The sequence below is a fragment of the Pseudomonas sp. SA233 genome, assembly GCF_054792385.1.
In genome coordinates this window covers 4,693,957-4,708,152 of sequence record NZ_CP096449.1, presented here as the reverse complement: position 1 = coordinate 4,708,152, position 14,196 = coordinate 4,693,957, and the positions used below count along the sequence as shown (strand labels likewise).

Annotated in this window: 11 protein-coding genes; 3 read left to right on the top strand and 8 right to left on the bottom strand. The window is 62.9% G+C overall.

The annotated features are described in order from the left end of the window. Position 1 precedes the first annotated feature (1 nt). The 6 genes from M1D87_RS21595 to M1D87_RS21570 all read right to left on the bottom strand — a co-directional run bounded on the left by M1D87_RS21595 (position 2) and on the right by M1D87_RS21570 (position 9,488). On the bottom strand, positions 2-1,066 hold the full coding sequence (locus M1D87_RS21595; protein ID WP_013974082.1) for an imelysin family protein: 1,065 nt from the start codon (positions 1,064-1,066) through the stop codon (positions 2-4). A 20-nt stretch (positions 1,067-1,086) separates the two neighbouring features. Then, positions 1,087-2,514 carry a di-heme oxidoreductase family protein gene (locus M1D87_RS21590; protein WP_421091587.1) on the bottom strand — a complete coding sequence of 476 codons (1,428 nt, stop codon included), beginning with the start codon at positions 2,512-2,514 and terminating at the stop codon, positions 1,087-1,089. Positions 2,515-2,830: 316 nt separating this feature from the next. Next, positions 2,831-4,168: an imelysin family protein gene (locus tag M1D87_RS21585; protein WP_013974080.1), complete on the bottom strand. Its 1,338-nt coding sequence runs from the start codon at positions 4,166-4,168 to the stop codon at positions 2,831-2,833. A 158-nt stretch (positions 4,169-4,326) separates the two neighbouring features. Further along, positions 4,327-6,381: a putative bifunctional diguanylate cyclase/phosphodiesterase gene (locus M1D87_RS21580; RefSeq protein ID WP_015271685.1), complete on the bottom strand. Its 2,055-nt coding sequence runs from the start codon at positions 6,379-6,381 to the stop codon at positions 4,327-4,329. A 437-nt stretch (positions 6,382-6,818) separates the two neighbouring features. Then, positions 6,819-8,372: a PQQ-binding-like beta-propeller repeat protein gene (locus tag M1D87_RS21575; RefSeq protein WP_232881264.1), complete on the bottom strand. Its 1,554-nt coding sequence runs from the start codon at positions 8,370-8,372 to the stop codon at positions 6,819-6,821. 213 nt (positions 8,373-8,585) lie between these two features. Next, positions 8,586-9,488: a GntR family transcriptional regulator gene (locus M1D87_RS21570; protein WP_123085003.1), complete on the bottom strand. Its 903-nt coding sequence runs from the start codon at positions 9,486-9,488 to the stop codon at positions 8,586-8,588. Between the two features lie 93 nt (positions 9,489-9,581). On the opposite strand from M1D87_RS21570, the gene M1D87_RS21565 reads away from it, so the two are divergent. Beyond that, positions 9,582-10,331: a hydroxypyruvate isomerase family protein gene (locus tag M1D87_RS21565; RefSeq protein ID WP_123085004.1), complete on the top strand. Its 750-nt coding sequence runs from the start codon at positions 9,582-9,584 to the stop codon at positions 10,329-10,331. Positions 10,332-10,446: 115 nt separating this feature from the next. Here the strand turns inward: M1D87_RS21565 and M1D87_RS21560 are convergent, their stop codons facing one another. Then, positions 10,447-11,043 (bottom strand): superoxide dismutase, encoded by a 597-nt coding sequence (locus M1D87_RS21560; RefSeq protein ID WP_013974076.1) that lies wholly within the window; start codon positions 11,041-11,043, stop codon positions 10,447-10,449. Positions 11,044-11,516: 473 nt separating this feature from the next. Then, entirely contained in the window at positions 11,517-12,116 is a 600-nt protein-coding gene (locus M1D87_RS21555; RefSeq protein WP_232881265.1) for a LysE/ArgO family amino acid transporter, read from the bottom strand. Positions 12,117-12,213: 97 nt separating this feature from the next. Here M1D87_RS21555 and M1D87_RS21550 point away from each other — a divergent pair, with 97 nt between their 5' ends. Together M1D87_RS21550 and M1D87_RS21545 are read left to right on the top strand one after the other, a co-directional pair. Continuing rightward, a complete protein-coding gene (locus tag M1D87_RS21550) occupies positions 12,214-13,104 on the top strand; it encodes a LysR family transcriptional regulator ArgP (RefSeq protein WP_015271679.1) in 891 nt (296 codons plus the stop codon). A gap of 49 nt (positions 13,105-13,153) precedes the next feature. After that, positions 13,154-14,149 carry an NAD-dependent epimerase/dehydratase family protein gene (locus tag M1D87_RS21545; RefSeq protein ID WP_123085005.1) on the top strand — a complete coding sequence of 332 codons (996 nt, stop codon included), beginning with the start codon at positions 13,154-13,156 and terminating at the stop codon, positions 14,147-14,149. Positions 14,150-14,196: the final 47 nt, after the last annotated feature.

The following is a 14,196-nucleotide window of genomic DNA, read 5'->3' as shown; positions in this document are numbered from 1 at the left end:
ATCAGTCACCGTCGTTGGCATTGAAGCCCAGCTGGATGTTCAACGCCTTGGCCAGCTCGCCTTCGTGCAGGCGGTGGACGGCGTTGAGGCTGTCGTAGATCTGGTTCAGGGTTTGCTGGCCAGCGTCGTCGGCCAGCAGCTCGCCCAAGGTTTTCTGGTTGTCGGCCAGCAGCTTGAGCGAGGCAGCGTAGGCGGCGTCGATCTTGTCTGCCAGGGCTTTCTGATCGCTGGACAGCAAGCCGCGCAGGCCTTGGTTGTCGACCCCGACCCAGACCGCTTCGGCGGCCTTGAGGCTGGCCTCCAGGCTCTTGAGCGAGCTGTGGCTGCGCCAGGCTTCGGCCTGCAGTGGCTGTGGAATGCCCTTGCTCTGGCGGCCCATCGGCGCACCGAGCTTTTTCTTCAGGCTGTCCAGAGCGGTGACCTGGGCGCGCAGCAGGTCGGCGATGGCCTCGTGGGAGTCGGCGTAGCGCTGGTTGGGGAACTTGGTCATCTGCGAGAGCATGCCGTCGGTGCTGTTCCAGCCCTTGAGGATCTCTTCGGCCAGGGTTTTCTGGTGTTCACCGATGGCCACCAGCAACGGGCAGTAGCGGGCTTTCTGCTCGGCAGTGGCGATGTCCGGCTTGCTGTCGAACAGGATGTACTCGTAGGCCGACAGGCCACGTACCACCACGCTGGCCTTGCCCAAGGCCGCGGCATCGACCGGCTGGTCTGCGTTGACCAGCTGCTCGACCTGGCGGCCGACCAGGTTCTTCTTGTCGGGCCAGAACTGTACTTGCCAGGCGCGGTTGCCTTCGGCCAGCGGGCCGACCAGCAGCGGTTGCAGCTCGGCCCAGGCCTTTTGCGCGTTGAGGAAATCGGCACGGGCCTTGTCCAGGGTTTCCTTGCCTTCGCAGTAGGCCAGGGCGCTGGCGGCCAGCGTGCGGTCGGCTTCGACCCAGCGGCTGTAGGTGGGCAGGATCACCTGCTTGGCGATGGCAGCGGAGGTCACGGCTTGCGGGTCCTGCGGCGAGCAGGCGCCGAGGGCGAGTGCGGCGAGGCTGGTGAACAACAGTTTGGGTCGGAACATGCCCGGCTCCTTTGCGCTTTTTAAAGTGAGTTCAGGAAAGCCAGCAACGCGGCACGCTGCTCGGCATTGAAAGTGAGTACGAAATTGCGTGCCGACTCGGCTTCGCCACCGTGCCAGAGCACGGCCTCGAGCAGGTTGCGGGCGCGGCCGTCGTGCAGGAACTGGCTGTGGCCACTGACTGTTTCGCTCAGGCCGATGCCCCACAGTGGCGGGGTGCGCCAGTCCTGGCCGTTGGCGGCGAATTCGGTGCGCTCGTCGGCCAGGCCCGGGCCCATGTCATGCAACAGCAGGTCGCTGTAAGGGCGGATCAACTGGTTGGCCAGCTCCGGCTCGGCGGCATTGGCGGCTGTGGTGAACTGCGGTGTATGGCAGCCCTGGCAGCCGGCCTGGTAAAACAGGTTCTTGCCCGCCAGCACCTGCGGCGAGCCAACATCGCGGCGGGCCGGCACGGCCAGGTTGCGGGTGTAGAAAGTGACCAGGCGCAGGATATTATCGCTGACTTCCTTCTCGCCATCGGCACCGTCGCCGTTGGGCGCGGCCAGGCAGTCGGCCTGCGCCGGGGTACAGTCGTCGTTGGGCTGCAGGGTGGTGGTCAGGCCCATGTCGCCGGCAAAGGCATGCACGTTCTGCTGGTTGACGTTGGGCTGCCCGGCCTTCCAGCCGAAGCGGCCGACCACGGTTTTGCCCAGGGAGTCATCCCACACCCGGTTGGCGCGGCCGCGGATGCCGTCGCGGTTGCGGTCGTCGGGATCCTCGTTGGCCAGCAGGTCGGCTTCGGGGATGGCTTCGAGCAGGCCCAAGCCGATCATCGGCGGCGCCACCCGCGCCGAAAAGCGCGTGTCGGGGTGCATCACGCCATAGCCGAGCTGGGTGATCTGCAGGGCCGGCTTGCGCAGCTCGACCTGATGGCCATCCTCGAACGACACCGTTTCGCTGGTGTAGCTCACCCGCACCTTGCCTTCCGGCGTCACGCCGGGGATGGCCATGTCCTGCAGCTGGGTGCCATAGACCGGCTCCGGCACCACGCCGAGGCGTTCGACCACCTTGGCCAGGTAGGGCTGGTCGGGGATCGACAGGCGTACCAGCATCGATACGGCGTTGCTGTCGCCCGGTTCTGGCGGGTGGCCGCGGCCGTCGCGCACATGGCAGTTCTGGCAGGCATTGGTGTTGAACAGCGGGCCCAGGCCGTCACGGGCGGTGGTAGTGGAGGGGGCGATCACCCAGGGGTTGCGGAAGAAACTGTTGCCTACGGCGAAATCCAGGCGCCGCTCGGGCGTGAGGTTGGCCGAGGGCAGGGAATAGGCATTGCGGTCAGTACGCTGCACGGTGGCTTTGCCGCCCGACAACGCTTCGCCGGGCTCGGCCTGGGTGAAACGCGGGGCGTCGTCGCAGGCGGCAAGGGCAAAGGCCAGCAGCAGGGGGGAGAGTCGGGACAGCGACAAGGACATCGAAAATCCTGGGCGTGAGCGAAAAACCGGCGTGCAAGCTTAGCAGGGTGAGTGAGTTTGAATAAGAGCAATTTGCAATTGCTGGATGAAATCGGTGTCAGTTGGCCATGTCGGCATGCTCGGTCTCTTGTGGGAGCGGCCTTGTGTCGCGAAAGGGCTGCAAAGCAGCCCCAGGATTTCGGCACCGATGCAAACAATGCCGGGGGGGCCGCTTTGCGGCCCTTTCGCGACACAAGGCCGCTCCTACAAGGGTGTGTGTTGCCTGGACGAAAAAGGCGACCCGAAGGCCGCCTCTTTCAGAACCGCTACAGCAGGATCAGAACTCGTGATCCGCGGTATCCGGGTTCAGGTTGGCAATGCCCAGCTTGCCCGCGGCCTGCTCGATCGCACCGGTCTGCTTGACCAGGGAGGCGATGGCGTCACGCACGATCTGGTTGCCGGCTGCGTTGTCGGCAGCGATCAGCTGGTCGTAGTGCTCGCCCTTGAGCGCGTGGTCGACGATCACCTGGATCTTGGCTTCGGTGGCTTCCAGGTCGGCCTTGAGGGTGGCGTCGGCGGCCGGGTCTACCTTGGCCACCAGCGACGACAGGCTCGGGCCGGTCACCTTGCTGCCGTCCGGGCGGGTGTACTCGCCCAGGTAGACGTTACGGATGCCCTTGGCATCGTAGAAGTGCGAGTAGTGGGTGTTGTCGCTGAAGCAGTCGTGCTCGTCTTCCGGCGAGTTGGCCTCCAGCGAAACCTTCATGCGCTCGCCAGCCAGTTCGCCCAGCGACAGGCTGCCCATGCCGAACAGCATCTTGCGCAGGCCGTCGTTGACCGACTCGGCTTCCAGCTTGGCGCGGTAGTTGTCGGCAACGTTCGGTGCCCAGTTGCCGACCATTTCTTCGAGGTCCTTGACCAGCAGGTCGGTGACCGCTTTCAGGTAGGCACGGCGGCGGTCGTTGTGGCCACCGGTGGCGCCTTTGCCTTCCAGGTAGTCCGACGCCGGACGGTTGCCCGCGCCCGGGCCGGTGCCGTTCAGGTCCTGGCCCCAGAGCAGGAACTCGATGGCGTGATAGCCGGTGGCGACGTTGGCTTCAGAGCCGCCCAGTTCGTTCAGGCTGGCCAGCTTCTCGGGGGTGATGTCCTTGACGTCGATCTTCTCTTCGCCCACCTGGATCTCGGTGTTGGCGATGATGTTGGCGTTGGCCGCCGGGTTGCCCAGGGCGTGCTCATAGCTCTTGTCGACGTAGTCGATCAGGCCTTCGTCCAGCGGCCAGGCGTTCACCTGGCCTTCCCAGTCGTCGATGATGGTGTTGCCGAAGCGGAATACTTCGCTCTGCAGGTACGGTACGCGCGAGGCGACCCAGGCTTCCCTGGCTGCTTTCAGAGTTTCGTCGTTCGGCTTGGCCAGGAACGCGTCGACTGCGGTCTGCAGGGTCTTGGCGGTGCTCAGCGAGTCGCTGTACACGGCGTAGACCAGCTCGGCGTAATGCTTGACCACGGCTTTGCCGGCGGCTTCGTCGACAGCCCCGGGCGCTGCAGCGGTGGTGCTGGCGGCAGCAGGTGCCTGGGCTTGCGGCGCGGCGGCCTTGTCGTCCTTGCCTTCACCGCAACCGGCGAGAGCGATGGCAATGGCCAGCAGACTGGCGGAGGCCAGAGGCATTCGAATCATTGTTGGTTTTCCTGCGTCGTGTGGTTGGACCAAGGGGTGGGACGGTGCGCCGTGGCACGCGAAACGACAACATCATGCGAAAGATTTGCATTTGCTGTAAAGGGGCGGGCATGCAATTCGTGTAAATGCCGGTCACGGGCTGTAATCGGGCAGGCGGCTCAGAACATCGAAACCTGGTTTCGCTGTGCCTGCTTGAGGAAGTTGGTCAGCTCACGGGCCGACAGCGGCTTGCTGTAGTGGTAGCCCTGGCCCTCGTGGCAGCCCTGGGCGACGATATAGGTTTCTTGTTCCGCAGTTTCCACGCCTTCGGCGATTACCTGCATCCCCAGGCTCTTGCCCAGCTGGATGATGGCGCGGACGATGGTGGCGTCGTCATCGTCGTCCAGCAGGTCCTGGACGAAGCTCTTGTCGATCTTGATCTTGTCCAGCGGCAGCGATTTCAGGTAGCTGAGCGACGAGTAGCCGGTGCCGAAGTCGTCGATGGCAATCAGTGCTCCGGAGCGGCGCAGGCTCAGCAGGTGCTGGGCAGCGGTGCTGATGTCTTCCATCAGGCCGGTCTCGGTGACTTCCAGCTCCAGGCTGCGTGGTGGCAGGCGGTAAGCCTGCAGCAGGTTGTTGACCACCCGCGGCAGCTCGTTGTGGTGCAGCTGCACGGTGGACAGGTTGACCGCCATGCGCAGGTCGCTGAAGCCCATGTCGTGCCATTCGCGCAATTGCCGGCAGGCCTGGTCGAGGACCCATTCGCCGATGCCGATGATGCTGCCGTTCTGTTCGGCCAGGGGGATGAACTGGTCCGGGGGCACCATGCCCAGCTCCGGATGTTGCCAGCGCAGCAGTGCTTCGACACCGACCACGCGGTGGTCGCGGTAGCTGATCTGTGGCTGATACACCAGGTACAGCTGGTTGCGTGGCAGGGCTTCGCGCAGGTCCTTTTCCAGTTCGCGACGGCGGCGCATCTCGCTGTCGACGCTGGCGATGTAGAACTGGTAGCGGTTGCGCGAACGGGCCTTGGCCAAGGTCATGGTCTGTTCGGCTTTCTGCAGCAGCTTCTCGGTGCTGTCGCCGTCTTCCGGGAACAGGGTGATGCCGATGGTGGCGCGCAGGCGGATCTGCTGGTGGTGGTCGAGGTCGAACGGCACTTCCAGGTCGTCGAGGATACTCTGCGCCAGTTCGGCGGCCTCGTAGGGCTGCTCGATATTGGCCTGCACCAGGGCGAACTGGTCACCACCCAGGCGTGCCAGGGCGCCCAGTCGGCCGCTGTGGGCGCGCAGTCGGTCGGCCAGGGCCAGCAGCAACTGGTCGCCGACCTGGTAGCTGAACTGCTCGTTGATGCCCTTGAAGTCGTCCAGGCCTACGCATAGCACCGCCACGCGGTGTTGCAGGCGGCCACCGTCGACGAGGATCTTGTCCAGTTGCTGCTGCAGTTGCTGGCGGTTGGGCAGGCCGGTGAGGAAGTCGTACTGGGCCATGCGTTGCAGGCTGTTTTCCGCCTCGTGACGCAGGTGGGTGTTGCGCTCGATCGAAGCCAGCAGCTGGTTGGCGGTATTTACCCACAGGCCCAGCTCGTTCTTCTCGTGGCCCTTGAGCAGCGGCAGCTGATGCTGGCTGGGGCGGTCGGGGTTGATCTGGGTGAGGTGCTCGATGATCTTCGACAGCGGTTTGGTCAGCAGCCAGTGGTAGACCAGATACAGCACCAGGCCCATGGCTAGGGCCCGCAGCACGCCGGAAATGAAGATGATCACGGCGTTGATCAGGAAATCTTCGCCGTAGGACGAGGTGTCGAGGGTGATGCTCAGGTCGCCGTAGTATTCGCTGTAGGGGCCGCGGCCGACCAGTTGCGTGCTGTAGGTACGTTCCTGGCCGAGGATCAGGTCGGTCAGCCAGCGCATGGACATGTCCTGCAGCGGGCGGGACTTTTCTGCGAGCATGGTTTCGTTGGGGTGGCCAATGGAGGCCATGCGTACCGATTCGTCCTGGAACAGGCCTTCAATCACCTGCATGCCCATTTCGCGGTCGAGGCTATATACCGCCTGGGTCGAGGGGTCGCGGAACATGTCGAGGATGCGTTGGGCATCGCTGTTCACGGCTTGGCGGGTCTTGTAGGTGTCGTAGACGATTTGCGCACAGCTGAGCACGACACCGACCGCTAGCGCCGACAGCAGCACGACCCTGAGCAACTTGACCGACAAGCTGTTCCGCAATTCCAGCTTCAATGGGGGTTTCCTTAATCCATGCGCATGGCATCATTTTGCCATCAACGATGACGATACACTATCGGCCGACCATCAGAAGTGTATCGGTTGCCTGACCCCGCAACTTGAATGCGCCGTGACAATCTTCCAGAGGTTTGATGTTAGCGTGGTATGCGGGCTGAGCAAGCGTTTTGCGGGTGGGGCGTGGATGAAAACCGTGTCGACCGCTTCGCGGGCAAGCCCGCCCCCTCAGGCATGGCACATTCCTCCAAATGGAGTAGCGCCTGTGGGGCGGGTCTGATTTGCTCGCCGCTGGAGAAGCGGACGGATCCCTGCGATGAACGGCAACTACCACCCGACGGCGCACGGCGCGCCATCGGCTGTCGATGATTGGTTGATAGCGGGTATGTCAGCGCCTGGCTTTCAGTGCCGAGCAGCGCCTTTACGCAGCGGGCGCGCTATTTTTCCGGCAGCGCCCAGGCAATGATGCTGTCACCCAGCTTGGTCGGAATCCGGTCATGCCCGCCGACCACGGCAACAACGTACTGCCGCCCTTCGCTCATGTAGTCCCAGAGGTCGTGATGGACGGTCTGGAAATGCCATTTGACCTTGCCGGTGAGCGCATCCAGGGCCACCAGTGAAGAGCTGAACTTGTCTTCCTGTTCGGTACGGGTACCGCCATAGAAGTCGCCTGCAGCATTGCCGGTGGTGATGTAGACCAGCCCCAGTTCGTCGTCGGCGGAAATCGGCGCCCATGAGTTGGGCGTGCTGAGCGTATAGGTTTCATCGGCGTCGGCAGGCGCAGTGCTGTCGGGGCGACCGAGGTCCCAGGCCCACTTCTGTTTGCCGCTGACTGCGTCGTAGGCGCGAACCACACCTGATGGCGCTGGGCGCACATCCGAATCAAGCACGCGGCCACCGGTAATGACCACACCGCGGATTACCAGTGGTGCAGAAGTGATGCCGGTGGAGCCTTTGCGGAACGTGCCCAGGCCGTCCTTGAGGTCGGCAAAGCCTGCCGTGCCGAAATCTGGGCAGGCCTGCCCGGTGAGCGCATCAACTGCACCCAGGCGGATGTCGTTGGTGCCCCAGATGATGCGTTTGGCGCATAGGCCACTGGCATTGGGTACTTCGTAGTACGAGACACCACGGCAATAGGCACCACCGTTGGCGAAATAGTCCGGGTCGACTTTCGAGTCGTAGCGCCAGTTCTCTTTGCCGGTAGTGGCGCTCAACGAAATGATGATTTGCTTGGGCGTGCAGGTATACAGCGAGTCGCCAACCTTGATTGGCGTGGCCTCGTTCAGATACTTGGTTTTTTCGCCAGGCTGTTTCACATCGCCATGATGATACTCCCAGGCCTTGACCAGGCCGGAAACGTTGCTTGGGGTAATCTGCGCCGCAGCGGAATAGTGATTGCCGAGGTTGGAGCCGGCATAGGCGGTCCAGTTGGTCTTGTCGTGGGACGCGGCGACATTGGCGTCCGGTGAGGTCACCGTACTGCGGCTGAAGGGTTGCTGTGTATGGGCGGTGATAGCGGGCGAGTCGGCCAGGTGAACGGTGTTGGGGAAGAACAGCGGTGTCAGGATGGTGGCCGCCATCAGCAGCGGCAGCCCCCCCATGATGCTGAAATACAGTGCCTTGTTGACTTTGGCAAAGTCGCGCCGGACAAGAGGCCAGAAGGCCAGAAAGATCACACTGAGAAGTACCAGCCATGCCAGACGTGGGATATAGGCCCAGCCGTTGTAGGCGGATTCCCAGATTGCCCAGCCGTAGGTGGCCAGGGATGCTGCACCGTAGAGATAGATGCCGAGCGACTTCTTCAGGCCCATGAGTGCGGCTGACAGCAGTAATGCGGTACCCATCATTGCGTAGTAAGGCGAGCCGCCGGCACTGACCAGCGTGCTTCCCTGACAGGCCAGCGTCAGGCCAAGCAGGGCCAGCAGAATCGTGTACACCCCGAACAGCAGGCTGGAGACCCCCGTCCCGTTAGCCAACGTTCCTTGTTTCATTGCAATCATCCCTGTGTGATTCGGTGCCACAGTGCGTCCGAGCGGCGCGCATAATTGCTTATTCTTGCAATGAAATACAATAAGTGGCGCGAAATTTACTCCTGGCGCTGGATCTCAGGGTTTTTTTGTATCTTGCGTTAAAAGAAGGCAATGTCTAAGCTGCCTTCCCTGATCTGAACGCGCGGGTAATGAAAGGTAGGCGGGGGAAGGGGTTTACGCCTGCTGGCTTTCCAGCAAGGCATCCTGACGGGTCTTGAGCCGGCCGACTTCGTCCAGATGTTTCCAGAGAAACTGAGCGGCTTCTTCACGCCGACCGGACTCGATCAAGTCGAGCAGGTGCAGGTGCTCCAGGCATTGCGTCATCAGGCGACTGCGGTCGACGTTGGCTTTGTAGCTCATGAAGCGTCTGAGCTGGTTTTGCCGACGTATGGCATCTATGAAGAAGAGATTGCCCGAGCACTGCACGATCATTTCGTGAAACTGGGCGCCAATTTCGAACAGTTGGGCACGTGACAGCTGGTGAATTTCGCCGTCGAGCATGGCCTGCTGTTGCTCCCGGGCTTTGGCAAATGCGGCCTGGTTGACCTTGTAGCCTGGTTCGCGCAGTGCGGCCGGCTCGATGGCCATGCGGAAGCGGTAGCTCTGGATGTGGGTCTGGGCGTTGTGTACGAATTCGTTAAGGCTCCAGCCTTGCCCGGGCTTGCGCTCGACCATGGCTTCGCTTGCCAGCCGGTTGAGGACCTTGAGCAGTTGCCCGCGGGGCACGGAGTAGCGTCGCAGTAATTGGGCCTCAAAGAATTCGGCAGGGATTTCCCCGCTGAGGATGTCGTCCACCACGCGCAGGTAGAAGTCTTCGAATGGGTCGCAGGTGGGCGGTACAGTGGTTTCCTGGATCTGCCCGGCGTCCTGTTTCAGAAAGTAGCCGCGATTGGGCTCCTGCACCGCGATGTTCCACTCGGCGAGCAGGGCAAATACCCTGCGAATGGGGGAGCGGGAGACATCGAAGGCTTGGGCGAAGGTCTGCTCGCGCAATGGCTCGCCGGCCTTCATCGACCGGGCGCGGATCATCTCGATGACGCGAGGGGCCAACTGCAGGGCGAGATCTTTCTTTATCACAGGCTGTATTCCGAATGGTTAACTTCAGTCGATCCAGCAGATTCGGGTCGGACTGGGGGCAGGAAAATACCACACACGGATGGATCTATACGTATGCTCAAATTCAATGCTCATCTCGGCTTCCAGTTCAATGAACTGCCTTTTCTGCAGCGTATCGAAGCCGCTGCCGCCGCCGGATTTCGCGCGGTGGAATTCCCGTCACCCTATGAATTCGACGCGAGTTTGTTGGCTGATCAACTGGCGCAATATGCGTTGCCATTGGTCCAGTTTGCCGCGCCGGCCGGCGTTTCCAAGGGCATTGCTGCTGTGGCGGGCAAGGAGCTCGAATTCCGTGACGGGTTACGCCAGGCCGTCAGCTATGCCCGCGCACTGGCGTGTGCGGATGTGCACCTGATGTCCGGGGTAACCCACGAGGATGGCGCCGACAAGGTGTATGCGAGCAACCTGGACTATGCCGTGAAGTATTTTGAGGACCAGGGGCTGCGGCCATTGATCGAGGTGATCTGCACGCAGGCAATACCGGGGTATTACATGTCCGATTTCGGCAAGGCGCAGCAGGTACTGGAGGCGCATCCCGGTATGGGGCTGATCCTTGATCTTTATCATGCTCAGTTGCTGACTGGAAATGCTGCCGATGTGTTGGCGCAGTTCTTTGAGCGGACGGTGCATGTGCAGGTAGCCGACTGTCCGGGGCGGCATCAGCCGGGAACGGGACAGATGGATGTTGCGGGGTTGTTGGCGGCGCTGGAGCAGCGCGGGTATGCGGGGTGGGTTGGATGTGAGTATCGGCCTACGGGTGCCACCGTAGATAGCCTTGGCTGGCTTGATCGGTACGCTTCCTGAAAACAGGGCGTTCTGGCCCCTCGCATGCCCCGAAAAATCCGATACCAGGGGACTGGCATCGGATCTTCGAAGAGCCCCGGCGTGGCGCCGGGGTTCTGTCTCAAGGCTGGATGACTCAGGCCTTGAAGGTCTTGCCTTCGAACTGTTCGGCAACGAAGGCCCAGTTGACCAGGTTCCAGAACGCCTCGACGTACTTCGGACGCAGGTTGCGGTAGTCGATGTAGTAGGCGTGTTCCCAGACGTCGCAGGTCAGCAGCGGGGTGTCGCCGCTGGTCAGCGGGCAGCCGGCGCCGATGGTGCTGGCCAGGGCCAGGGAACCGTCAGCCTTCTTCACCAGCCAGCCCCAGCCGGAACCGAAGGTGCCAACCGAAGTCTTGGTGAACTCTTCCTTGAACTTGTCGAAGGAACCGAAAGCGGCGTTGATGGCGTCAGCCAGGGCACCGGTCGGCTGGCCACCGGCGTTTGGTGCCAGGCAGTTCCAGTAGAAGGTGTGGTTCCAGACTTGAGCGGCGTTATTGAAGATGCCGCCCGAAGAGCTCTTGACGATCTCTTCCAGGGTCTTGCCTTCGAATTCGGTGCCTGGGACCAGGTTGTTCAGGTTCACGACATAGGTGTTGTGGTGTTTGTCGTGGTGATACTCCAGGGTTTCCTTGGAGATGTGCGGCTGCAGGGCATCGTGGGCGTACGGCAGCGGCGGCAATTCAAAAGCCATGGTGGATCTCCTGATTCAGGTCTGTTTGCGGTTTGCGCAAGGCCGATCACGGGCGGCCCGATGAGCGTCGGCGAGTTTGTACTCTTTGCGACGCAAGGGCTGGATCATAGCACCGGGCCCGGCGCATAACCACGCAACAAAGATAGGGAATAGAGGTTCCAGAGCGGTTGGGCTGTGCCGACCGGTGGTGTTCGGCTTAACGCTTGTAGCGCCTGTGAGATCGAGCGCCGCCCGCGCGGCGCTTCGCAGCACAAGGCTGCTCCTACATCTATTTCGGGCCAGTAATGCCTGCACCAATGCGCGCGACCGCCTTGTTGGTCCGACACGATATCGAGGTGAACACTAAGGCGCCGAGCGCGCCTGCCTCAGGAATGACTGGCCTGAAACAGATGTAGGAGCAGCCTTGTGCTGCGAAGCGCCGCGCGGGCGGCGCTCGATCTCACAGGCGATAAAGATGTTGTGGTGAGCCGAGGTCAGTTGAAGATCAACTGCGCCGCCACCGCGAACATCATCACCGCCACCATCAGGTCGAGCATGCGCCAGGTCGCCGGCCGGGCCAGCCACGGTGCCAGCCAGGCAGCGCCGATCGCCAGGGTCGAGAACCACAGCAGCGAGGCGCTGGCAGCGCCGGCCACGTAGGCGCCAGGCGCAGCCTGCTGGGCGCCCAGCGAGCCGATCAGCAGCACCGTGTCGAGGTATACGTGCGGGTTCAGCAGGGTCACCGCCAGGGCGCTGAGCAACACCGCGCGGCGTGAGCGCGCACCCTGGCCCTGCTGGTGCTGCAGGCTCTGCCTGGAGCAGGCGCTGCGCAACGCCTTGGCGCCGTACCAGATCAGGAACACCGCGCCGCCCCATCGGGCGATCGCCAGCAAGGTAGGGTTGTGCGCCAGCACGGTTGCCAGGCCGAACACTCCGGCAGCCACCAGGATGGCGTCACAGACGATGCACAGTGCCGCCACCGGCAAATGATGCTCGCGGCGCAAGCTCTGGGCGAGGACGAAAGCGTTCTGTGCACCGATGGCCATGATCAGGCCGAAGGCCACGAGCATGCCGTTGAGATAGCTTTGCAACATGGCGCGCTCTCCAAAGCGTCTAAAAGATGCTGGCCATTGTGATGAACCACGCTGTATAAGAAAAACAAATAGAGCTGATCCGTCATTAGGAAAATCGATGTTCGACTACAAGCTGCTGGCCGCCCTCGCCGCCGTGATCGAGCAGGGTGGTTTCGAACGCGCGGCGCAGGTGCTGGGCTTGTCGCAGTCGGCCATTTCCCAGCGCATCAAGCTGCTCGAGGCGCGGGTCGGCCAGCCGGTGCTGGTGCGTGCCACGCCGCCAAGCCCGACCGAAGTCGGCCGCCAGTTGCTCAACCATGTGCAGCAGGTGCGCCTGCTTGAGCGCGACCTGCAGCGCCAGGTGCCGGCGCTGGACGAGGAGGGCATGCCGGAGCGCTTGCGCATCGCCCTCAATGCCGACAGCCTGGCCACTTGGTGGGCCGGTGCGGTGGGTAACTTCTGCGCACAGCAGAATGTGCTGACCGACCTTGTGGTGGAAGACCAGGAAGTGGGCCTGAAACGCATGCGTGCGGGCGAGGTGGCGGCCTGCCTGTGTGGCAGCGAGCGGCCGGTGGCCGGGGCGCGCAGCCTGCCGCTGGGCGCCATGCGCTACCGGGCGCTGGCCAGCCCCGGGTTCATGGCGCGGCATTTTCCGCAGGGCTTCGCTGCCAGCCGCTTGGCCCGTACCCCGGCGATCGTGTACGGCCCGGACGACTTCCTGCAACACCGCTACCTGGCATCGCTGGGCATCGAGGATGGCTTCCTGCACCACTTGTGCCCGTCGTCCGAAGGCTTCCTGCGCATGACCGAAGCCGGCCTGGGGTGGGGCCTGGTGCCCGAACTGCAGGCCCGCGAGCAACTGGCCAGCGGCCGGCTGGTGGAAATCTGCAGCGATACCCCCATCGATGTGCCGCTGTACTGGCATCATTGGCGCAATGGCGGGCAACTGCTCGCGCAACTGACTGACCACCTGCGGCACTCCGCACGGCAATGGCTGGTGCCCTTGTAGCCACGGCTGGCGTCAGTTGCATCTGAAATCTGGCAAGACGGAGTCTTACATGCGAATTCTGGTCACCGGCGCGAGTGGCTTCATTGGCGGGCGCTTTGCGCGCTTTGCCCTGGAGCAGGGCCTGGACGTGCGGGTCAGCGGCCGTCGAGCCGAAGGGGTCGAGCACCTGGTCAAGCGCGGCGCCCAGTTCATCCCCGGCGACCTGGGGGATGCCGAGCTGGCCCGCCGCCTGTGCCAGGGCGTCGAGGCGGTAGTGCACTGCGCCGGCGCAGTGGGCAACTGGGGGCGCTACCAGGACTTCTATCAAGGCAATGTGGTGGTCACCGAAAACGTGGTCGAGGGCTGCTTGAAGGAGCACGTACGGCGGCTGGTACACCTGTCGTCGCCGTCGATCTACTTCAATGGCCGCTCGCGCCTGGACATCCGTGAAGACCAGGTGCCGCGCCGCTTCCACGACCACTACGGGCAGACCAAGTACATGGCCGAGCAGAAAGTGTTCGGTGCCCAGGAGTTCGGCCTCGAGGTGCTGGCGCTGCGCCCACGCTTCGTCACCGGCGCTGGCGATGCCAGTATCTTCCCGCGGCTGATGCAGATGCAGCGCAAGGGGCGCGTGGCGATCATCGGTAACGGCCTGAACAAAGTCGATTTCACCAGCGTGCACAATCTTAACGAAGCGCTGCTCAGTGCCCTGTTCGCCGATGACCGGGCGCTGGGCCAGGCTTACAACATCAGTAACGGCCAGCCGCTGCCGCTGTGGGATGTGGTCAACTACGTGATGCGCCAGATGCAGCTGCCGCAGGTTACCCGTTACCGTTCCTACGGCCTGGCCTACAGCCTGGCCGCGCTGAACGAGGCGGCCTGCATGTTGTGGCCGGGACGCCCGCAACCGACCCTGTCGCGCCTGGGGATGCAGGTGATGAGCCGCCATTTCACCCTGGATATCAGCCGCGCCCGACAGTACCTGGACTACCAGCCCAAGGTCAGCCTGTGGACGGCATTGGATGAATTCTGTGCCTGGTGGAAGCACCAGCCGCCGGGGCAGTAAAGCCGGCCGGCCGACAATGGTCATCAACGCGCCGCGTTGGCGGTTTA